Genomic DNA, 23196 nt, shown 5'->3' on the forward strand with positions numbered 1-23196 from the left:
AATTTTATAAGCTTTTTGTACGTAACTATCGCACTGGTTGCAGCATAATTATTGATGATATTCGCTAAAAGTCACGCCTGAAAAACGAAGTAGGCAAGTTGTTAAGTGAATCCCTGGATACTGAGAAAGCTGCTGGTAAAGTAGTAAGGTTGGTGCAATTGCCGTCTGCATCCAACCTGTTAAGCTCTTGTTAAAAGAGCTAGTCCGGGGATTAGAAAACTTGCTAGAGTGAACAGAGTTAGCCTTAATGTCTAATCGCCAAAACCTATACATCTCATGGATTTTGCTAATATTGCATCCCAGCTAAACGCTGGAACGATTTTACCAGAGGGGATTGTTATTCTCACCCTCTTGGGGGTTTTGATAGTTGATTTGATTTTGGGGCGTACATCCGCGCGCTGGATTGGATATCTAGCGATCGCAGGTTTATTTGCTTCGATTGTCGCCCTCTATTTTCAATGGGACTCTCCTAATCCCATCGGTTTTACCGGTAGCTTTAACAGTGATGACCTGAGTATCGTCTTTCGCGGCATTATTGCCTTATCTGCGATCGCCACTATACTGATGTCAATTCGCTACGTTGAGCAGAGTGGCACTGCTTTAGGCGAATTCATCGCTATTTTGCTGAGTGCTACTCTGGGAGGGATGTTTTTATCCGGGGCTAGTGAGTTGGTGATGATTTTCATCTCCCTAGAAACCCTGAGTATCTCCTCTTACCTGTTGACAGGTTATACCAAGCGTGACCCCCGCTCTAATGAAGCGGCGCTGAAATACTTGTTAATTGGAGCTTCCAGCACGGCAATATTTTTGTACGGTGTATCACTGCTGTATGGACTATCTGGAGGACAAACTGAACTTAGTGCGATCGCTAATGGCATTGCCACAGCTAAAGTCGGCCAATCTTTGGGTTTAGTGATTGCCCTGGTATTTGCGATCGCAGGTATTGGCTTCAAAATCTCCGCCGCACCCTTCCACCAGTGGACACCAGACGTTTACGAAGGCGCTCCCACCCCAGTCATCGCCTTTTTATCTGTCGGTTCCAAAGCGGCTGGGTTTGCCCTAGCCATCCGCTTGCTGCTCACAGCCTTCCCTCTTGTTGCTGACGAGTGGAGGTTTGTCTTCACTGGCTCTAGCCGTTCTCAGCATGATTTTGGGTAACGTAGTCGCCCTAGCTCAAACCAGCATGAAACGGATGCTAGCTTATTCATCCATTGCCCAAGCTGGGTTTGTGATGATTGGCTTGATTGCTGGTACACAAGCGGGCTATGCGAGTATGGTATTTTACCTACTGGTTTACCTGTTCATGAACCTGTGCGGCTTTACCTGCATCATCCTATTCTCACTACGCACGGGAACCGACCAGATTGCCGAATACTCTGGTTTATATCAAAAAGATCCACTCCTAACACTGGCGTTGAGTATTTCCCTGCTTTCCTTGGGTGGTATTCCACCATTGGCTGGGTTTTTCGGCAAGATTTACTTATTCTGGGCTGGTTGGCAAGCAGGACTTTATTGGTTAGTTTTGCTGGGCTTAGTTACCAGCGTCGTCTCCATCTACTACTACATTCGCGTAGTTAAGATGATGGTAGTCAAAGAACCCCATGAAATGTCTGACGCAGTGAAGAATTATCCCCAAGTGCGTTGGGATTTGCCTGGGCTAAGACCTTTGCAAGTCGGGTTGGTAGTAACATTAATTGCCACTACAGTAGCAGGGATTTTGTCAAATCCACTGTTTACATTGGCTAACAATTCTATCTCCAATACCCCATTTTTGCAAGCAACAATCAACAGTAATGTAAAAGCACAAAATGTACTGCTTTTGCCAAAGTTAGATTCGGTTAGTCAGTCTCAACCCTCAGTTGATTCTACTGCGAAGATTTAACCGAGTTTCAACCAAACTTTGTCCTCAAGGGTAGAGCCTGTTTGCTAATTAGCAGACAGGCTTTGTCATATCTTTTAAGAGGATGTTTGAAAAGTGGTTAGCTGTGATTTTAAGCACTGGTTGATCCCTCCTAACCCCCCTTAAAAAGGGGGGAATCCTTAAAGTCCCCCTTTTTAAGGGGGATTTAGGGGGATCGAAAACGTTTTGATACCGACGAGGAGACTTTTCAAACGTCCTCTAAGTTAAATTTTATGATACTGAGTTAATAGGTATCCTAATTATAAATTCTGCACCTTTTCCTGGAACAGAAAAACAGCTAAGTTGTCCGTTATGTTTTTCAACTATAATCTGATAGCTTATATATAGTCCTAGTCCAGTACCTTTGCCCACAGATTTAGTGGTAAAAAAGGGGTCAAATAGCTTTGAGCGAACTTGTTCATTTATCCCCAAACCATTATCAGCAATACTAACCGCTATCCATTGTTCATCGACTAACTCAGTTTTAATTTGAATTTGGGGATTATTATTTATCAGTTTTTGATTGTCAATTCTTTGTGGATTTACTGCTAAACAATTACCGTTGAGTGCCGACGCCTCCAGTGCATCAATTGCATTAGCAAGAATATTCATAAACACTTGATTAAGTTGACCAGGATAGCAAGTTACATTCGGCAGTTGACTATATTTTTTGATGACTTTGATTTCTGGATACTCATGCCTAGCTTGCAGGCGATGCTCCAAAATCATTAAAGTACTATCAATTCCTTCATGAATATTGACTTGCTTAAGTTCTGCTTCATCCAGCCTGGAAAAATTACGTAGTGATTTAACAATTTCCTGAATGCGTTCTGCTCCCACTTGCATTGACTTGAAGAGTTTAGTTATGTCTTGAATCAGAAAATCTAAGTCTATTTCTTCTATTTGCTCTTGGATTTCTGGAGGAGTATTTGAACAAATTTGTTGATAAATTTGCACCAATTTCAGTAAATCCTGAGTGTATTTATGGGCGTGGTGAAGGTTCCCATAAATAAAACTCACTGGGTTATTAATTTCATGAGCAATACCAGCGACCATCTGACCTAAACTAGACATTTTTTCAGCTTGGATAAGCTGAGTTTGAGTAAGTTGTAATTCGTTTAGTGTTTCTTGTAAAGCAGTAGTACGTTCTTCAACCCGAATTTCTAACTCTTGATTCGCTTTCTTGAGTGCTTCCTCTGCCTGTTTTCGTCTCTGAATTTCTTTAGCTAACTCATCAATTTTTTCATTCAGGAGAACGAAATTACTGCTGGTCAAAGTTCTATTTTCCAAGCGTAAGAGAATTAAAGCTGAAGATTCAGGAGACCAAGGTTGAATAACGGCTCCCTGACTACGACATATTAACGTTTGCCCATCATTCTTTCGTAAAGTCAAGGAGCCAATAACCATTGCCCTGCTACTTGAACAAGCTTGCAGATACCTGACAATATCGTTGGCAGGCTCAATTACAATTTCAAAAAGCATTCTTCCTTGCAGTTCTTGACGGCGTAACCCCAACATATCTGCCACTGGTTGATTGGTAGCTAACAACTGACCCTCTCCACTCACCAGAAGTAAAGGTTCTGGTAAAACTCTGGCAAATTCAAGAAACTGTTCAGGAGTCATGGTGCTTCCAATTTCAGGGTTCGATTCACTTTACATATCTGCACTAAGCTTATGTCCCGGAATTATTTTGATGCTGAAGGGTTTACACAGATTCTAGTCCCCTAAAGTATTCTCGACCTTCTGCATCTTCTGCTTCTTCTGTAAGTTTTAAGTAAACAATAACTTTACATCCAGGATCACCCTGTGCTATGGTTTCTTGCAATTCTACTTTCGCATATCCCAGATTATTAGCTGCGATCGTTCCAAAAACGTTTGAAGTCATCATGCACATGGCAGGGCGATTAAGTACTTTGTCGCCAAATGGGCAAACACGGTTGCCAAAGACAATTTTTTCATCATCCTGCTCAATCACATAAAAATCGCCCTGGATGCGTTTTTTTAAATCAATCAAGACATCAGCTACCTGCTTACGAGAAAGGTTAGAGATTTCCAAGGCAGATTTATAATCTTGGTTAATCTGCCTTCCCATCCTTTCACCAACAACGCTAATAAATCCCGAAGCTTCTTCTAAACCAACTACATCCTGCAAAGTACCAGATAATTCTCTGATTAGTGTGCGTAAAAATATGTCGCGTTCTAAAGAAAGATTAAGCGTAGCTATTGAGTGCTTGGGTACATTGATCATAAATTTTGAGGATACAATCTAAGAAGTAGAGTTATGAGTACAGCGGTGTGAATAATTCAAGGTTTGTAGTGTTAGCGAAGCGTCTCGCAGAGAGGGCTGCGCGAACACTAAGAAATAATCTCAATATTTTTTACATTACTTAATCTAGTTTGATTTATTCTCACCGACTTACTTAGAGTTCCCCAAAATGTCTCTAAAGTAACTACTTAATATTTTTATTCTGAGAATTTAATGTTTCTTTTGGTTCTAATAAAAAATAATCTCCATAACAAATTCTGAGCCTTATCGTTGTGACAGTTTACGGTTTTGCATAGTTTCTTCTAGGTTAAGTCCCCATTATCCTTTCTAACCCTCCTTAAAAAGTGGGGAATTAGATCTAGTCTTAAAAGTTAGCAAGCAAAATATTAAGTATTTTCCCCATGATTAGTGGGCTTGGGTTGGGAGAATCTTTTGGGGCAAAATATTGTTAACACTAAAAATATTTTATTATCAACCCGCACAAAAATCTACTTGTTCGCAACCAGGATAAAATTTTTTGTTTTCTATAAATAAAATTTCTGCTTTAAAAATGTAATTAATTATGAGGTAGGAAGTCGCAAATTTCCATCACTGTCACTTGCTATTATCTTGGATCTTTTTTTAAATACTTTTAATAATTTATATGTTTGATGATTTAACAAATAGGTATATTGATAATAAATTCAGAACCTTTTCCTAACACAGAATTTACTTCTAGAGTTCCTTTATGTTTTTGGACAATTATTTGATAAGCAATTGATAATCCTAATCCTGTTCCTTTTCCCACAGGTTTTGTTGTGAATAAATGATCAAACATTTTTTGCTGAACATCAGCCGATATTCCCACCCCATTATCTTGAATCCGAATCGAGACATGATTCTTATCTTCAGTGAGGGCAGTATGAATTGTAATTTGATTAGGATTTAGTTTAATATCATTAAAACTCAGCCCAGCATTAGATTCATCTAAAGCATCAATGGCATTTGCCAATAGATTCATAAATACCTGATTCAATTGTCCTGGAAAGCATTCTACTAAGGGCAATTCTTCGTAATATTGAACTACTTGAATAGCAGGACGAATCTTATTAGCTTGTAACCGATGCTTGAGAATGAGGAGAGTACTGTTAATACCTTCATGAATATTAAACAGAGTTTTTTCTTCTGTATCTGCTCTAGAGAAAGTTCGCAGGCTGTCACTAATATTGGAAATACGATCTGTACCTTCTCTCATTGAGGAAATGAGTTTAGGTAGATCCTCGCGTACATATTCTAGATCAATCATTTTGATTGTTTCTTCAATTTGCTGAGATGCTTTAGGATAGGTCTGCTGATAGAGATCAATTAGATATAATAAATTCTCAATATACTCTTTCGCTGGAGTCAGATTACCTGCAATAAACCCAACTGGGTTATTAATCTCATGAGCTACATCTGCTACCATACTTCCCAAAGTAGACATCTTATTCTCCATTATCTGAAGATTAAGCAGCATCATTTCTAGCTCATGGCTTCTTTCTTCTAATTTATTTTGATATTCCTTTAATTCATCAATTACTCTCCTGAGCAAAGATTCTTTTTTTCGATTTGTTTCTTCAAGTTTTTTCCGGTCTAATTCAGAACGCTCTAATTTTTTTTGGATAATTCGATTGGCTTTTTTTAATTCCTTAATTTCTTGTTGATAATCTAATATTTCCATTAATTTTTACTGATTTCCCAAAATTAAAGTTACAAAAGTTTCATTGTGGAATTGCGTCTGGCTAATTCCATCTATAGGAGCAATTTCTCCATAAGAATAAAATCCACAGGCAGGTAAATAGTCAGTCAGACAAAGTTTTGTATTTTGATACTCTTCTTGTGCCTTAGTACCAAGTATTTGCCGACGAGCTACACACGAAAAAAATAAAACAGCACTTGGTTTTGTACCAGGATAATTATTTAAGGCATTCATAAATGATGCTTTGGAAGCTGCCAAAATATCTTCATAATCTGCTTCGGAAATTTGAATAATTGCTCGATCGGGAATATCTCCAAAAAAGGTTATGCTACTAGATTCTTGATTGTAAGCAATAGGTGCTCTTATATAAAAATTGTCTTTATTCTCATCAAACACTGCTAGTGGATATTCCATTGAAGGAGGAAGCAAACCTAAATAATGATGATAAAAATCTAAAGCTGGTTTACCATCTATTTCATAGACTATGTTTTTATCTACCTTAGTCACTTTGCTTGTTTGACCAATGGGATGCCAACCACTTGCAACAGCGTGAGAAAACAATATTGTGCCGGAAAAAAGTAGAATTGGTACAGAATCACTTAATACTTCTGTTTTAAAAAATTGATACGTACTTTGATATCTTGATTGATCGCCTGCCAAACCACCGAATATTGGCACATATTGACCAAGAGCTAGCTTTAAGCCATTTAATATAGAGACACCACTAGTTGTGAGGCTCTCTGGATGAGTTAAGCATAGCTTTGGATCTGCGGTACTTTTTGCTTTGGCTTGCTCCACAGCTTGTTTAGTTGCAGTAATTGGATCGTCTGAAACTTTTCGTCCAACTCCTGCATAAATTTCAACTTCATCTGAGCAAAATAACATCAAAGTGATTGAGTCTTGCTGAAACTCTAAGACTGAAGAAATTTCTCCATCTGTTGTTCCACCAATCAACTCAATCCCCGGAAAAGCCCGATCGATTTGTTGCAAAATGAGAGAATGATCAAAGTCAATTGCAGCAAAAATAATCCCAGCTTTTGGTATATCTCCTGCAAGAGAACTGGCAGATTGCTGAAGAACTTCTTCAATTGCTGCTAGAGAATCTGGATCGTTACTGTGACCTACTACTGCCTTGAACATAAATTTATTTATTATGTTGGTAAACGTAACTTACTATAATTATTAAATAGGAAGTTTAATGATAAACTCTGAACCTTGTCCTATTGATGAACTTACCTCTAGAGTTCCTCCATGTTTTTCGACAACAATTTGACGAGCAATTGATAACCCTAGTCCTGTACCTTGACCCACAGGCTTAGTGGTGAATAAATAGTCAAAGATTTTTTGTTGGACATCAGCCGACATTCCTACGCCATTATCTTTAATCCTAATCAAGATATAATTTTTATCTTCAGTGAGAGTAGTTTGAATCAAAATTTGATTAGGATTTGCTTCAATCTCCATATAGGTAAGTCCTACATTAGATTCCTCTAAAGCATCAATAGCATTAGCTAATAAATTCATAAATACCTGATTGAGTTGTCCGATAAAGCATTCTAATTCTGGCAATATATCATAATCTCTAATTACTTGAATATCGGGTCGATCTTCAGATGCTTTTAAACGGTGTTTGAGAATCATAATTGTACTGTCTATGCCATCATGAATGTTGCAAGACACTTTGCGATCGCTATCTGCTCGAGAAAAGGTTCTCAAGCTGGTACTAATGTTGCGAATACGCTGAACTCCCTCTTTCATTGAGGAAATTAAATTAGGTAGATCGGCAAGTATATACTTCAAATCTATCGTTGCAATTTCTTCTTGAATTTCTGGAACTGGATTAGGATAGTGCTGCTGATAGAGGTCAATAATATTAATCATTTCTTGGAAATATACTGAAGCGTGTCCAAGATTGCCATGAATGAAACCAACTGGATTATTAATTTCATGAGCAACTCCTGCTACTAATTGACCAAGAGCAGACATTTTTTCTGTCTGTACAAGCTGAAGTTGAGACTCTTGTAGGTCTTTTAATGCCCTAGATAATGCTGATGTCCTTTCTAAAACTCGTTTTTCTAAAGTTTTTGTGAGATTTCGTAATTGAAGATGGGTTTTAATTCTAGCTAATAATTCTTCTTCATGAAAGGGTTTTGTGATGTAATCAACTGCTCCTATGTTTAGACCCTTTACCTTACTGTGAGTATCAGAATTTGCTGTCATAAAAATTACGGGTATATCACAAGTAACTGAATTTTCTTTCAGTCTTTTACAAGTTTCAAATCCATCTATTCCTGGCATCATTACATCTAATAAAATTAAGTCAGGCAGTTGGAACTCAACCTGCTTAAGTGCCCTTTCTCCATCATTTTCCGTGATAACTTTAAAGCCTACATTAGTTAATGTATTAAAGACTATTTCTAAATTGGTAGTAGTATCATCTACCACTAGGATTAAACTATCATCTGGGGTATAAAGCACTTCTATATCTGGTTGTTCATTCATATATTTAAATTAATTTTATTCATTGTTAGTTATTCCCTATTGCCCTGCGATCGCAGCTAAGTCACCACTATTTGATTGGTAGACAGACTGCAAATTTATCGTCTGACAACCCTATAGTTCCCAAAAACTCTGATAACAGCAACATCTTCAAGCTAAATTGCCTATAACTTTGCGTTGGGGCGATCGCTAATAGACATCAATCACCAAAGTTTAAAGTCCTCTTTTATAAAGGCGATCGCTCTTAAATTAGTTATTTTCACTCTTGTTTTATTAGAAAATTAGCGCTATCTAAGAACAATATTCTTGATGCCTTAAGTTCAATACGGTTCAGTGAAGGCTGAAAAACTGATTAGTGATATGAAATTTAGGAGCTTCAACTCGTTTTGAAGCTCTTGCATTTTCATCGCTGTCTGGAACATCGAAACAATTACCCGCATCGAGTCTTTAGACCAAAAGACTCATTGCTATTACCAGACTAAGGGATCTGCGGGTTAATAGTGTCCCAGCCAGGAGGGTTTCGACACTTCGACTGCGCTCAGTCGAAGTGTCGAAACTCGGTTTATTGGTACTTTATTTTCACGCAAGTCCCTAACCACTAATTGTGCTGGTAGCGATCGCCTGCGTTCTTCTTCGGTTTTGGTATTAAGCTGTTGCGTATTTAATTTGTATATGCGATGCGGGCAAGATGCCCGCACTACAATAATTTTACGTTTTCGTGTTATAAAATTTAGCTGCACATCAGCTTAACGTAGACGCGTTCGCGCAGCGTCTCGTAGAGAAGCGGCTTGCCAAAGGCATCACCTGTTCGATGGCAAAAGCTGGAATCGCTATCTCGATTGCTTTCAGTACTTCACTACTTTGTATATCTGGAGACACCAATGAGAAATCTTTGAGATGCACCACACGCTCATTTTCATTCTTGAGACAATGCTTAATTTACACGACTTTTAGCCTTAACTGAATCGTATTGGACTATGCTCATAATTATTGTTTCTATGGCTTATTATTCCTGCGCAAAGACTATCCTCATCATGAAAGAGGATTTTTGTGTTTAATTTGTATTAGAAAATATGACTTTTAATATATTTTTTTACTAAATATCTGAATCTTAAACTGTAGTGTTTTCTCATCAACTGAAGTACATATCAAAATATCAACATAACCCTTCTCCAAACTTACTAAGAGGTAAGATAAAGTACAGCTTTACCGGGCTTAGGTTAAGCTGTACCTCACTAAATAATGATGATTTATCAACATAAGTGTTTTTGAACTAACTATTTTTATCCGCTTTTAATCGGACACCAGTATAGATGGTGTATTTTTGGCTGCGATAATAATAACCAGCACAAATACTACTTGATTTTTTGTTTAATAAAAGTCACCACCTGAGTTAGCTGTTTCTTCAAACCATCAATTTCTGCTTGCATTTTGACAATTTTCTCATTCAATGCATTAATTTCTGCCTCGGAGACTCCTCCAGTACTGGGGGTTGTGATGCTGGGGGCTGCGACGCTAGAGTTTGCAACGCTAGGAGCTACTACCGTACCATTGGGGACACTAGAGGTTGCTACTGTGCCATTTTTGACAGCAACCCCTGCCCCTACTGCTACTAGTTCTGGGCGTGGCTGTTTCGCTTTAGCCATAGCTAACTTAATAGCGCCAATTAGTTGTTTCTGATCAAAAGGCTTGCCCAGAAATTCAAAATATTCAAATGGTTCTGTGATTTTTTCAGTCACCTCTTCCTTGCGACCAGACATGATCACTAAAGGAATTTTCCTTAATTCTGGATCGGCTTGAACTTTCTGGAAAACCTCCCAGCCACTCATTTTAGGTAACAGGAAATCCAGCATAATCAGGCTGAGTTTTTCCTGAAGGATGAAATTTAGTCCTTCCACACCGTCTTTTGCTTCTAGTACCTCAAAATTGCCCGGAGGCAACATTTCTCGTACTTTTACCCTGACAACTGTAGTGTCATCGATAACTAAAATCTTGTTGCTTGCCACGACTGTTTGCTCTAACAGAAACTATAAGTGTAAATAGCGGCTTTGCCGATTGTCCTTGAGAATCCTCCCACTATATACATAATTTCTAGCAATTGGGGGATAGTATATTTCGGTATAAATGACATTGTTAGAGGTGTTTTGCAAAACTTTTGCTTGTGCTCTTTTAAATTTGTGTCATTGTGATATTTAATCAACAGACCACTACATCTATATCCGCATCTTGCTTGGATGTTTATGATTTCGTCACAACAAGCCGAACTAAAGTCTGAAATTAAGGCAATGCCTAGCTGGTTACGTCGCCCAATTGGTAAAGCCAGTGAAATCTCTACCGTACAACGCATTATTAAGCAGCGCCAAATTCACACGATTTGCGAAGAAGGACGCTGCCCTAACCGCGGAGAGTGCTATGCCCAAAAAACTGCAACTTTTTTGCTAATGGGGCCTACATGCACACGCTCTTGTGCTTTCTGTCAAGTAGATAAAGGTCATGCACCAATGCCTCTTGATTTAGAGGAACCTGAAAAGGTTGCCCAGGCGGTGCAGCTTTTGGGATTGCGTTATGTGGTGTTGACTTCTGTAGCCCGTGATGACTTGCCCGATCAAGGTGCAGGACACTTTGTAGAGACGATCGCGACTATCCGCCAATTGAATCCAGAGACTCAAATTGAAGTGCTGACCCCAGATTTTTGGGGTGGTGCTGGTGTTGGGGAATCAGGTCAACGCCAGCGGATAGAGATGATTGTGAAAGCCAAACCAGCTTGTTTCAATCACAATATTGAGACAGTGCGGCGGTTAACTGGCCCAGTGCGTCGGGGAGCCAAGTACGATCGCTCGCTCTTGGTGCTGGCTATAGTTAAAGAAATCGATTCGACAATTCCCACCAAATCAGGTTTGATGCTAGGACACGGAGAAACAGTTGATGAAGTAATTGAAGCAATGGCTGATTTAAGGGCTGTGGGATGCGATCGCTTGACTATTGGGCAGTATATGCGTCCAACTCTTGAACATTTGCCAGTCCAAAAATATTGGACTCCAGAGGAATTCGATCGGCTTGGCAGATTAGCATGGGAAATGGGATTCAACCATGTTCGTTCTGGACCTCTGGTTCGCAGTTCCTATCATGCTGGAGAGGAGGCAGAGGAGCAGAGGAGCAGAGGAGCAGGGGAGAAGTTGCAGTAAGTTTTTTTCCTCTGCCCCTTTGCCTCTCGTGCCCAATGTCCCATGCCTAATGCCAATTCTTAACTTCACACAAATATTCTTAAAGAATTTGAGTATTTGGTACCCCAGTTTGGTATTTCTTAAAAAGTCATGACATAAGGAGAATCGCATTATGACCGCTAAAACAACGAAGAATTCCCCAGTTGCCGACAGTGGAGCTAAACCTCCCTACCCCTATCGCACAGGCTGGGCACTGTTCTTGTTAGCTATCAATTTCCTGGTAGCAGCCTGGTATTTCCACATTATTGAATAATTAGAAGTGGAATGGTGCTGCTCAAATCGTTCCTTTGAATAAACCTTTGGGACGAATGAGCAGCACCAAAATCATGATTAACAGTGCTACACCTTGTTTGTATTGTGAACCCAGCCAAGGAGTGCTGATTTCCTGGACGATGCCAATGATAAAAGCTGCTGCGATCGCACCGTAGGGATTGCCAATTCCACCAAGTATTACTGAGGCAAATAATGGTAATATTAGGAACCATCCCATGTTCGGGCGCACAGCTGTAATTAACCCATACATACTGCCGCCCAATGACGTAAGAGTGCCAGCAATTACCCAAGTCCAGAAAATTACTCGATCGACATTGATACCTGAAACCCTCGCTAAGTCAAGATCGTCTGCAACTGCTCGCATCGCCTTACCAATTTTGGTATTTTGCAGCAGGTAATGCAGCGCCAAAATTGCTAGTACCGCCAATCCTAATACCAATAATTGATTTTGCGGTATCTTTAAACCCAAAATATCTAAAGCCTGAGTAACAGGTAAATTATAATTTTGGTTCCTGCCACCCCAGATAAAAATAATTCCATTGCGAAGAAATAAGGCAAGTCCAATAGAAATAATAATCAGCGTAGTCGAAGTAGCACGGATAGAGCGCATCTTTGACCACAGTAGCTTTTCCGATAACAGCATTGCTGCTACTGTTCCCGCAGCCGCTAGGATCATCGACAGCCAAATATTGACTCCAATGCTGTTTATCAACCAAGTTAGATAGGCTCCTAAAGTGAGAAAGTCACCATGAGCAAAGTTAGATAGCCGTAAAATTCCATAAGTAAGAGTCAGTCCGACTGCGGCTAGAGCAATAATGCTCCCCACCGCAATCCCATTCACGATTAGTTGGGCGAATTGTGCATCCATAAGTCTTAAGTTGCGTTGAACAAATTTTAGGTTAGTGGTTCATACAATAATTTTTTTTGGAGTAGCTGCTAAACTCGACATCATAAGTTATGGTTTATAACAACATAAGTTATCGTTTATAAATAAAAAAGAATTGTCCGCTAATATACATAAAATCCTGTTGGGATTTTTATGCGTAGCTAAACTTGTTCAGCGGTCTAGTTGACCATGCAGCAGTATTCAAGCTTACCAGACCAGAACTCACTGATAGATGCAACGCCAAAACTTTTGACAACAATTGAGCAACTTCGCGCGCAACTGTGGCTGGAGAGCAGCTTAAACCAGTTGCAAAGTCGCCTTAATGATTGCTTGCTTTCTGCTTGTAACTCTGTCCCACAGCCAGAAGCAGCACAAGCGGAAATTTTCCAAACCGTGGTTAACGAGATTAATAGTGCTGTTCATAGCAGTAATCTGGCACTTACAGAATGTGCCGTAGGCATCGCTATGTGTCAAACACAAGAAAATTTTGCCACAGTTTGTTATATTTCTCGTTCTCCATCCCCAAATTCACCACCTTTATTTCTAGAAGTGTTGACAGCAGAAAAAAAGCTGCTGTTGAGATTGCAAGAGGTGATAAAACTTGAAGATTTGCAACAGCTTGAGAATCAACAACTACCTAGCGCTTGGCGGTTGGCGGATGATTCTGGCAGCGTTATCGGCTGGCTAATTCTTGCCACAGCGCCCCTAAGTCCTCATCATGAGTCGTTCATAGAATCGCAAGCTCAACTCAGATCGCAATTGATAACAAGGTCTGCCAAATGCTGTAGTACAGCCTTAGTACAACTTAGACACATCTTGTCTTGGCCGCAACGGTGTCAACAGTTAAGTAACTCTAATCAAGAATTGGAGCGCACTAATCAACTGAAAAATCAGTTTCTGGCAAACACTAGCCACGAAATTCGCACACCGCTTAGTTCCATTATTGGGTTTACCCATCTGCTTTTAGCTCCAGGGTACGAACCAAGTAAAGAACGTCAGCAAGAGTATTTAAATATCATTCAGTCTAGCGGTAAACATTTACTAGCGCTGATTAATGATATTTTGGATCTCTCTAAAATTGAAGCAAATCAGCTAGAAGTACAGTGGGAAACAGTAGATGTGCCACTGCTGTGTAACAATGTTTTGGCACTGGTGAAAGAGAAAGCTGCTAATAAGGGTTTGAAACTGTGCTTAGAACTTGAACCCGATATTACAACCTTAGTAGCTGACCCCTTACGACTCAAGCAAATGTTGTTGAATTTACTCTTCAACGCCCTAAAGTTTACCAGTAAAGGAAGTGTTGGCTTACAGATTGCTTCCAAAGGTGTATTTGTGCATTTTACAGTTTGGGATACTGGCACTGGCATTTCCCAGGAAGACCAAGTTCAACTGTTTCAGCCATATTTCCAAATTGCCAAGGCCGTAGCAGATGGTATTGAAGGTACTGGTTTGGGTTTAGCAGTGACTCAGAAACTCGCCCAAATTCACGGTGGTTCGGTGAAAGTTGAATCGGAAATAGATCGTGGCTCCCGTTTTACTCTTGTACTTCCTCTTAAGCAAGAGATGGAAGTCAGGGTAGATGAGGAAGCAGGGGAAGCAAATTTACCCTCATTTCCTCTGCCTTTGACACCTAGTTCTTCTGTAGAAATTTTGCTGGTAGAAAATGATTTACCCAATGCTGACTTGATGCAAATTTATTTACGTAAATTGGGATATCAAGTGACTTGGGTTAAGAATGCTGCCGAGATGTGGGAAGCCCTAGCACAGTTAGAACCAGCGGTAATTTTAATGGATGTTTGTTTGGCAGATGAAAATGGTCTTAACTTGGTACAACAACTGCGAGAACATCAACAATATGGGAAGATTCCGGTAATTGTTCAAACAGCAATGGCGATGAAAGGCGATCGCGAAACCTGTCTAGCGGCTGGAGTAAATGACTATATTTCTAAACCAATTGATTTACCACTTTTAGCTAGTCTGGTGGCTAAGTATAGTCAAGCACCAATGTTGGTTGATGAGGAGCAGAGAAGCAGGGGAGCAGAGGAGCAGGGGAGCAGAGGAGCAGAGGGGAAGTTACAGTAAATCCCTCTGCCTCTTGTGCCCAATGCTCCATAACTAATGACTACAATATAAATGATTGGGTGCTGTAAGGTTTTGGCAGGATTGGGAAATGATGCTGACAGAAAAATTTGAGCAATTAAGAGCTTTATTTAGAGAAATGGAGCAAGCGTTGATTGCCTACTCTGGGGGCGTTGATAGCACTTTGGTTGCCAAAATTGCTTATGATGTGTTGGGCGATCGCGCTTTAGCTGTCACGGCTGTTTCTCCTTCGCTGTTACCAGAAGAATTGGAAGACGCGAAAATTCAAGCTGCAACAATTGGGATTCCTCATAAAATTGTCCAGACTCACGAGATGGAAAATCCCAATTACACCTCTAACCCGGTTAACCGCTGTTATTTTTGCAAAAGCGAGTTGCACGACACTCTCAAACCTTTAGCTTTAGAACTGGGTTATCCTTATGTGGTGGATGGGGTAAATGCTGATGATTTGCATGATTATCGCCCAGGAATTCAGGCGGCTAAGGAAAGAGGTGCGCGATCGCCTTTAGCAGAAGTGGGTGTCACTAAAATAGAAGTTCGCCAACTTTCGCAACAACTCGGTTTACCTTGGTGGGATAAACCTGCTCAACCTTGCCTCAGTTCCCGGTTTCCTTACGGTGAAGAAATTACTGTCGCTAAGTTGCAACGAGTCGGCAGAGGAGAAATTTATCTGCGAAAGCTAGGTTGGCAGAATTTACGCGTGCGATCGGAAGGGGATACAGCACGTATTGAATTACCACCAGAACAAATCAAAGAGTTTGTATTAACTAATGATTTACAAACACTAGTTTCGGCATTTCAAGATTTTGGATTTATCTACGTAACCTTAGATTTAGAAGGTTATCGTAGCGGTAAGTTAAATCAGGTTTTAAATAGGGAAGCCTTGGGCGTTAAAGTATAGGATTTTAGTTTTATAAATATAAAGTTTATTTACCTTCTAGAGAAACTAGAAAGCAACCGTTAATTCTCCAGATATTATTGGGCTGTTTTTCCATAAAATATAAAGCCCTCAAGGGAACTCCATCAGGAGCAAGTAGCAACACTGGTTGAGTTATGTTTCCCTGGATGGTTGTTATTTTTTCAAAAAATACAGAACGAGGACGGTATACTGCTGGGTAGCTTGTCTTTACCATCTGTATAAAATTTTCTGGGGTTACGAATTGCGCCTGAATCGCCGGACTAGCAAAGGCAAAAGCGCCTTGAGCATCATCTTTTTTAAAGGCTGCCAATTGGTATTCAATTACAGAACGTATGTTGATGGCATCGGTATCAGTAACTTCCATAAATTTAAAAATTGCGTAGGCGCAGCCCGCACTTCTNNNCGAGACGCTGCGCGTAGCTTGCTTCCCCGGAGGGGTACGACAAGGCTCAATGACCATCGTAGACATCGCTCCAAGTGCGGCAAAGCGATCGCTCAATTCNNNCGCTGAGTGAGTGTGTATTCTATCTGCTGTAGTGCCGTTCGCCACACATCATATCCCTCTTGAGACAGGTGCAACCCATCTGTGGTTAATTCTGGGCGCAAATTACCTTCCATATCCGTAAACCAGCTATAAATATTGAGATAATTAGCGCCTTCTTGTTTAGCAATCACGGTTAGTTGGATGTTGAGATGACGAATACGGCTATTAGAAATTTTTGGTAGACGAGTAGGCAATATTGATTGGACAATGATTTGAGCTTTGGGATGAGTCTGGCGTAAACGCCGGACAATCCGGCGATAATTATGCAAAATTGTGTCATCACTAGCGCCTTTTCGTAGGTCGTTAATCCCAGCCATGAGGTAAATAACATCTGGGCGCGTTGCTGAAAATGCCCCCAATCTTTTTAAAACGCCAGTAGAAGTATCTCCAGATATGCCTTGATTCAGCCACAATTTACCAGCAGGCAGTTTTTCTCTGGGAAACCACATGCTCAAAGAATCACCAACTAAAATACTTAGATGATTGGCACCTTGACCTTGAGCGATCGCTCTTGCTTCTAAAGTTAATAAACTTTTCCAGTCATCATAAGTTAGCTGACGTTTCTTGATCGACTCCCACAATGATTGCAAATTATCACTATTTACGCGTGTATAAATCTGACCTGTTTTCAGAGCTGCCAATCTTTGGTAGTAAAGTTGATTTCCAGATGTCAATAAGAGGCTTGTTGCTTGGGTGCTGGGGTTGAGTGATGACTCTGTTGATACTGGTAATCCCTGACTGCTGAATTCTGGTACGCTAGGGACGTTTTTCTCACTTACTATTGGCTGCGAACTTTTTAGGGGTTGGAACGCTTGGCCGCTGAGTTCGGGTAAGGAGAGATCAACGCTCTTGATAATTTTTGTACTGACTATTGTCTGTGAACCTTGTTTTAAATCCCACAGGAATCTAGAACTTTCTGGCAGGACAATTGACAGATGTGGAAGAGCCGATGCTGGTATTGCTAATCCTGTTAACAAGCCTGCTGCCAACAGATAAGGGTCCCTCATCGCTTTCTCTCTCCTCTACTCACTGCTTTTCCTTATGACGGCATTAATTGGCTGTATTCAGGAAAATTTTACTTCGGTTAAGTTATTATTCTTATTTACGCTGTATAGTTCTGTAAAGCGTGTTCATGAGATTATATCTGACAATTTACGATCTCTTTAAAGTACGGTTTTCCCGGTGGTATACAAGTCTCGTTTATGCGAATACTTCTACTGAGGGCACTGTTTTCTTCAGCCGACTACTTTTCATAACTCAGTTTGCACAAATATTGCAAGTGTTTGCAAACTAGGCGATTAGTGAGTGATTTTGAGGATCTCAGGACATTAGATTTTAGGTTTCTAGATTTTAGTCAATTGTCGCGATCGCGTGAGAGTTGATCGACAAGCCGTTTCTCTGCAAGACACTACGCGAACACGTCTACATTTTTCACTTTATAATGTGAAATTAAGCAGTGCAAATGCACCAGTTATTAAAAGATGTGATTAGTTCAGATTAACGATTGGAGAACTAGCACAAGTAAAANNNTGGTCAAGCAAAGAACTTTCTTCTGACCGTTCTGGGATAATTTGCAGCCCAGTTATAAGTTATGAGTGTCGTCGTAAAATGGCAACAGTTGACTTTACAGTTATATACAAATTAGCTCATGCCTTTAATTTTACAATTGAGGACTTGGTGGAAATTTTGGAGAAATAGGCAAAATTATAACTGTTGAGAATATTGATATCATACGATGATATGTCTTCAATGAGCAAGTACGACGTTTGCCATACTGAGAATTCGAGAACTCATTATACATAATTTAAAATTTATGTTTACTCATTGAAGTATGAGTTGAAACACATTTAAATTAAGTTTTCACTCTAGAAAATAACCTCATTGAAAGTGCTAAGATTTAGGCTTAATCATTAGTGTTTTCCTTTTCTTCTGTGGCAAGAGCTAGTACAGCGATTGGTGTCAGTCCCATTATTAAAGAGATTGTGCAAAAACAGGCACATTCGACACGTTTGACCCTGAAAGAAGTTATTCTCATGGGGATGTTAGCTATTGATAAACTAGATGACCGAGGTCGTCAAGAGCTAGCCGATCAAGTTCATCAAATGCAGGTGAATGGGGACATTTAATTGAGTAGCTATGAGTTAAGAGTTATAAGCGATGCCCTGAGCCTGCCGAAGGGTTATCAATTTTAACTTCTCACTCCTGACTCTTTACTTAATTTGGTTATTGGCTAAATCGGTAACGACTTCCCATTACATAATTTTCATTAATTTCAAAAGAAATCCATCGACGTTGCAGAGTTTCAGCAACAAAGCTAGTTGTATTAGAACCTGCAAATGGATCTAATACCCTATCACCTTCATCAGTTAAGAATTTGATGAAAAACTCGGCGAAACCTTGCGGAAAACGTGCTGGATGGGGTCTAATTTCTGCTGTTTTGCAGCGTCGTAAATAAGCGCTATTCGATTCAGTATTCGCAATTTCTAGCAAATTTGGCGGAATTGCCCCCTGATTATCCTTTTGAAATTTATCAGAAATATCATGTCCGCTAGGACGTATTTTTGCCTTATAACCATTTTTGAGTAATTGTTTCATACTTTGGCTATAAGGCTTTAAAACTTTTCTGTTATCTGCTTTAGGATGCGGGGTTTTAGACAACCACCAAACTGTATTGACTGAATCTTTAACGCGAATTCGTCTGATTGTCACCCACTCAGCAGGGGTTGGCAGTCGAGCCGGATTATAGTGGTAAAATTCTTGAGCAAGAAAGAAACCTACTTCTTTGCATAACCTCACTAAAAGTTCGTATTGGTAGATACTCCGCACGGGATTACCTGGTAGGTAAGCGCCGCCTAAATCTAATACGAATGAGCCATTATCTGCCAGGACTCTTTTAAATTCATAAGCAAAAGGTAGAAACCACTCAATATATTTTTCAGCGGTTTCATTACCGTATTCTTTTTTGCGGGTCAGTGCAAATGGAGGTGAGGTGAGGATGAGATTAATACTGTTGTTTTCAATAGACTTAATTAGTTCTAGGCTATCACCTAGATATATTGCGCCGTGATTTTGGGTGTAATATGATTTTAAATTTATTTGTTGTAAGTTCAAGAGTTATAAAATTATCCCGGCTTTGGGGACTTCCAAATCAAAAATAGTATCCAATAATCTCTTGTGGGGTGGGCATCCTGCCCGCCCTTGGTTATTGACAAGATGCCTACCCCATAAAAGCATCAAGATTATCCGGCATATAATGTCAAGTCAGGGGTAGCCAGTATTTATATCAGCATAATATCAAAAATTTGGTACATCACATTAGTATAATACCGACAATGCTACAAAAAATTTTTACTCTCAGAAAAAATTCTATTCAATCAAGAAATCGGTGTGATTTATATGACAAGCAACTTAGATAATCACAAGTCTAAATATTCTTTAATACCTTATATAGGTGCAGCAATTATAGGAGTGAGTATAATCTGGTTTAACTATACTAATTTTACTTCTCCATCAAAGTATATTAAGTCAAGTAACGCTCACAGGGCTTCTGGAAATTACAAATCAGCTTTAGACGACCTTAACACAGCTATTAAGCTAGATTCTAAAAATCCACAGTTATACATTGATAAAGCGATTCAGTTAAACGCAAAAAATGCTACTACCTACAATAATCGAGCTTTTCTCCGCTATGACTTAGGAGACAAACAAGGTGCAATTAAAGATTGGCAGCAAGCTGCTAACCTTTATTTACAACAAGGGGATACAAAAAAATATTTAGAGACAATAGAGAGAATTAAATTGATTCAATAGTCAATTCTAGACTGGCACTTAAGGCTACAAAGGGGCGGGCAAGATGCCCACCCCACAAGAGAAGAGAGAATGTGATAAGTGAGATTATTCAGGGAGTTGCCAAAAGAAGGGGTAATTTTCTGGGCTTGATGATAGTCCTGCTTTTACAGGATTTTCTCTGATATATTCCCAATATTGTTGAAACTCTTGGTCATTCCTAACAATACGGTCATATCTTTCATCTTGCCAAACTGTTCCTATATGTTTCATCACTTTGGGAATTTGTTTAGCACTATAACCTTTAATACTTTTCATAATGCTACTCAATGACCAAAACTCCTTTTCCGATTTGAGTAAAGGTTGAATAAGCAGATGCACATGATTTGTCATTACTACAAGGACAAATATACGATATCTATTTTTATCAAAAAACAAGCAAGAATTAAAAACTATTTCTCTAGCTTCTAGGGTAAGTTCTAACTTTTCCCAAGTATTAAAGGTAATGAAATAAACCGCCCCATCTAACTCCCAACGAGGTAATCTTCTCCGAAAAATTTTCAACTTTGGCTCTTGCATTCAGAATACAAAACTATTTGTAATTTTTCTGCAACTTTTCTTTCTTGTGGGGTGGGCATCTTGCCCGCCCCTTCTTTATTTTTCCCATCCTCCCCACCTAAAACCCAAAAAAAAATCCCCCACCTTGCGGCAGGGGATTTAAATTACTTACCTACAAAACTAGCAGCCGAAATTAACCGAACTTACCAGCAGTAGAAGCAATCAAGAATGCTGCGTAAGTTACGACGTAGCCAACAGTGAAGTGAGCTAGACCAACTACACGAGCTTGAACAATGGACAGAGCAACGGGCTTGTCTTTCCAGCGAACCAAGTTAGCTAGAGGAGTGCGTTCGTGTGCCCAAACAAGGGTTTCAATCAACTCTTGCCAGTAACCTCTCCAGGAGATTAAGAACATGAAGCCAGTAGCCCAAACTAGGTGTCCAAATAGGAACATCCAAGCCCAGACAGACAGGTTATTCACGCCGTAGGGGTTGTAACCGTTAATCAACTGAGCAGAGTTAGCCCAGAGGTAATCGCGGAACCAGCCCATGAGATATGTAGAGTTCTCATTGAACTGAGCTACGTTGCCTTGCCAAATACCTAGATGTTTCCAATGCCAGTAGAAGGTCAACCAACCAATGGTGTTGAGCATCCAGAATGTAGCGAGGTAGAAGGAATCCCATGCTGAGATGTCGCAAGTACCGCCACGACCGGGGCCGTCACAAGGGAAGGCATAGCCGAAGTCCTTTTTATCGGGCATCAGCTTAGAACCACGGGCATCCAAGGCACCTTTGACCAAGATCAAGGTGGTGGTGTGCAGACCTAGAGCGATCGCATGGTGAACCAAGAAGTCGCCAGGGCCAATTGTCAAGAACAGGGAGTTAGTACCAGCATTGATGGCATCTAACCAACCTGGAAGCCAAACGTTAGCGTAGTTAGGCCATGCTGTGTAAGCAATACTATCGGGGTTAGATAGCAAAGCATCTAAACCGTACAGTACTTTACCGTTAGCAGCTTGGACGAATTGAGCAAATACTGGCTCAATCAAGATTTGCTTTTCAGGAGTGCCGAAAGCAACTACTACGTCATTGTGTACGTACAAACCAAGGGTGTGGAAGCCCAAGAAAAGGGATACCCAGCTGAGGTGGGAAATAATCGCTTCTTTGTGCTTCAATACGCGGTCAAGTACGTTGCCTTTATTTTGTTCTGGATCGTAGTCACGTACCCAGAAGATTGCTCCGTGAGCAAAAGCACCAAGCATCAGGAATCCAGCAATATACTGGTGATGCGTGTACAACGCTGCCTGAGTTGTGTAGTCCTTCGCAATAAATGCGTAGGAAGGCATGGAGTACATGTGCTGCGCTACCAGGGAAGTAACAACACCTAGCGCTGCTAAGTGCCAACCTAATTGGAAGTGCAGGGAGTTGTTGTAGGTGTCGTAGATACCTTGGTGAGGTAGGTTGAACGGGCCTTCAACAGGAATACCAAAGAAACTCTTGGCATTTAATGCTTCTTTGAGACTGTGACCAATCCCAAAGTTTGTCCGGTACATGTGACCAGCAACGATGAATAAAACTGCGATCGCTAGGTGGTGATGAGCGATGTCAGTCAGCCACAAAGCTTCTGTCTGGGGATGGAAACCACCCAAGAAACTCAGAATTGCAGTTCCTGCACCTTGCGATGTCCCGAAGATATGTCCAGGAGTGTCAGGGTTTTGAGAGTAAACACCCCAGTTGCCTGTAAAGAATGGTGTCAAACCTGCTGGATGGGGTGGGGTATTTAGGAAGTTATCCCAACCTACGTGCTGACCGCGAGCTTCGGGGACAGCAACGTGAATTAAGTGACCAGCCCATGCCAATGAACTAACACCAAACAAACCTGCTAAGTGGTGGTTTAGGCGATGTTCCGCGCTCTTAAACCATGCCAAGCTAGGACGGTACTTGGGTTGCAAGTGCAGCCAACCAGCAAACAGTAATACAGCAGCGAATAATAGCAAGAACACTGAACCGTTGTACAGTTCGCCGTTATTCCGCATACCGATGGTATACCACCAATGGTAAAGACCAGAGTAGGTAATGTTTACCGGATTGCTAGCGCCCGCTTGGGTAAAAGCTTCGATCGCTGGTTTACCAAAGTGGGGGTCCCAAATCGCATGGGCGATGGGACGGATGTGAAGGGGATCTTTAATCCACTGTTCAAAGTTACCTTGCCAGGCTACGTGGAACAGGAGGCTGGATGCCCACAGGAAGATGATTGCCAAGTGACCGAAGTGAGTTGCGAAAATCTTTTGGTAAAGATTTTCTTCCGTCATGCCATCATGGGTTTCAAAATCGTTGCCTGTAGCGATCGCATACCATATCCGACGAGTCGTCGGATCCTGTGCGAGATCCTGGCTAAATTTCGGAAATTTTGTCGCCATAGGTTTAATAAATCCTCTGACCTTTAGCCATCAAATACCAGCGTTTTGAGTCCTGAGTTTTGAGTCCTGAGTTCTGAGTTTTGAGTATTTTCTCAGCACTCAGCA

18 protein-coding genes and 1 pseudogene are annotated in these 23196 nt (G+C 40.4%); 7 read left to right on the plus strand and 12 right to left on the minus strand.

The window, feature by feature from the left end:
- The first annotated feature begins 276 nt into the window (after positions 1–276).
- Positions 277–1882 (plus strand): annotated as a pseudogene (locus QUD05_RS06530) (NAD(P)H-quinone oxidoreductase subunit N).
- A 249-nt stretch (positions 1883–2131) separates the two neighbouring features.
- Here QUD05_RS06530 and QUD05_RS06535 read toward each other — a convergent pair.
- From QUD05_RS06535 to QUD05_RS06560, 6 genes are all read right to left on the minus strand, one after another.
- Positions 2132–3523: a PAS domain-containing sensor histidine kinase gene (locus QUD05_RS06535; RefSeq protein ID WP_289795364.1), complete on the minus strand. Its 1392-nt coding sequence runs from the start codon at positions 3521–3523 to the stop codon at positions 2132–2134.
- Between the two features lie 82 nt (positions 3524–3605).
- Positions 3606–4148, minus strand: coding sequence for a methanogen output domain 1-containing protein (locus QUD05_RS06540; RefSeq protein ID WP_289795365.1), 543 nt, complete (start codon positions 4146–4148; stop codon positions 3606–3608).
- Between the two features lie 673 nt (positions 4149–4821).
- Positions 4822–5865 (minus strand): sensor histidine kinase, encoded by a 1044-nt coding sequence (locus QUD05_RS06545; RefSeq protein ID WP_289795366.1) that lies wholly within the window; start codon positions 5863–5865, stop codon positions 4822–4824.
- 6 nt (positions 5866–5871) lie between these two features.
- On the minus strand, positions 5872–7023 hold the full coding sequence (locus QUD05_RS06550) for an FIST signal transduction protein (RefSeq protein WP_289795367.1): 1152 nt from the start codon (positions 7021–7023) through the stop codon (positions 5872–5874).
- A gap of 42 nt (positions 7024–7065) precedes the next feature.
- Entirely contained in the window at positions 7066–8385 is a 1320-nt protein-coding gene (locus QUD05_RS06555; protein WP_289795368.1) for a hybrid sensor histidine kinase/response regulator, read from the minus strand.
- A gap of 1352 nt (positions 8386–9737) precedes the next feature.
- The gene (locus QUD05_RS06560; RefSeq protein ID WP_289795369.1) at positions 9738–10388 is read right to left on the minus strand and encodes a response regulator; all 651 of its coding nucleotides are present in this window, start codon (positions 10386–10388) and stop codon (positions 9738–9740) included.
- A gap of 234 nt (positions 10389–10622) precedes the next feature.
- On the opposite strand from QUD05_RS06560, the gene lipA reads away from it, so the two are divergent.
- A complete protein-coding gene (lipA, locus tag QUD05_RS06565) occupies positions 10623–11567 on the plus strand; it encodes a lipoyl synthase (protein ID WP_289795370.1) in 945 nt (314 codons plus the stop codon).
- 151 nt (positions 11568–11718) lie between these two features.
- Positions 11719–11859, plus strand: a complete 141-nt coding sequence (locus tag QUD05_RS06570; protein ID WP_289795371.1) for a photosystem I protein PsaX — start codon at positions 11719–11721, stop codon at positions 11857–11859.
- 21 nt (positions 11860–11880) lie between these two features.
- Here QUD05_RS06570 and QUD05_RS06575 read toward each other — a convergent pair whose 3' ends face one another.
- Positions 11881–12747, minus strand: a complete 867-nt coding sequence (locus QUD05_RS06575) for a branched-chain amino acid ABC transporter permease (protein WP_289795372.1) — start codon at positions 12745–12747, stop codon at positions 11881–11883.
- A gap of 207 nt (positions 12748–12954) precedes the next feature.
- Between QUD05_RS06575 and hrmK the strand changes: the two genes are divergently transcribed.
- Both hrmK and larE read left to right on the plus strand, forming a co-directional pair.
- On the plus strand, positions 12955–14847 hold the full coding sequence (gene hrmK, locus QUD05_RS06580; RefSeq protein ID WP_289795373.1) for a hybrid histidine kinase/response regulator HrmK: 1893 nt from the start codon (positions 12955–12957) through the stop codon (positions 14845–14847).
- Between the two features lie 91 nt (positions 14848–14938).
- On the plus strand, positions 14939–15766 hold the full coding sequence (gene larE, locus QUD05_RS06585) for an ATP-dependent sacrificial sulfur transferase LarE (RefSeq protein WP_289799896.1): 828 nt from the start codon (positions 14939–14941) through the stop codon (positions 15764–15766).
- A 25-nt stretch (positions 15767–15791) separates the two neighbouring features.
- On the opposite strand, the gene QUD05_RS06590 is transcribed toward larE, so the two are convergent.
- Both QUD05_RS06590 and QUD05_RS06595 read right to left on the minus strand, forming a co-directional pair.
- Positions 15792–16148, minus strand: a complete 357-nt coding sequence (locus QUD05_RS06590; protein ID WP_289799897.1) for a DUF4864 domain-containing protein — start codon at positions 16146–16148, stop codon at positions 15792–15794.
- Positions 16149–16279: 131 nt separating this feature from the next.
- Entirely contained in the window at positions 16280–17335 is a 1056-nt protein-coding gene (locus QUD05_RS06595) for an SGNH/GDSL hydrolase family protein (protein WP_289795374.1), read from the minus strand.
- Between the two features lie 906 nt (positions 17336–18241).
- Between QUD05_RS06595 and QUD05_RS06600 the strand changes: the two genes are divergently transcribed.
- Positions 18242–18454, plus strand: a complete 213-nt coding sequence (locus QUD05_RS06600) for a hypothetical protein (protein ID WP_289795375.1) — start codon at positions 18242–18244, stop codon at positions 18452–18454.
- Positions 18455–18551: 97 nt separating this feature from the next.
- Here the strand turns inward: QUD05_RS06600 and QUD05_RS06605 are convergent, their stop codons facing one another.
- On the minus strand, positions 18552–19439 hold the full coding sequence (locus tag QUD05_RS06605; RefSeq protein ID WP_289795376.1) for a DNA-methyltransferase: 888 nt from the start codon (positions 19437–19439) through the stop codon (positions 18552–18554).
- A gap of 285 nt (positions 19440–19724) precedes the next feature.
- Here QUD05_RS06605 and QUD05_RS06610 point away from each other — a divergent pair, with 285 nt between their 5' ends.
- Positions 19725–20138, plus strand: coding sequence for a tetratricopeptide repeat protein (locus tag QUD05_RS06610; RefSeq protein WP_289795377.1), 414 nt, complete (start codon positions 19725–19727; stop codon positions 20136–20138).
- Between the two features lie 84 nt (positions 20139–20222).
- Here the strand turns inward: QUD05_RS06610 and QUD05_RS06615 are convergent, their stop codons facing one another.
- Together QUD05_RS06615 and psaB are read right to left on the minus strand one after the other, a co-directional pair.
- A complete protein-coding gene (locus QUD05_RS06615; RefSeq protein ID WP_289795378.1) occupies positions 20223–20693 on the minus strand; it encodes an REP-associated tyrosine transposase in 471 nt (156 codons plus the stop codon).
- Positions 20694–20865: 172 nt separating this feature from the next.
- Positions 20866–23091, minus strand: coding sequence for a photosystem I core protein PsaB (gene psaB / locus QUD05_RS06620; RefSeq protein WP_069070059.1), 2226 nt, complete (start codon positions 23089–23091; stop codon positions 20866–20868).
- Positions 23092–23196 lie beyond the last annotated feature (105 nt).

It is taken from the genome of Nostoc sp. GT001 (assembly GCF_030382115.1).
Classification (GTDB): Bacteria; Cyanobacteriota; Cyanobacteriia; order Cyanobacteriales; family Nostocaceae; genus Nostoc.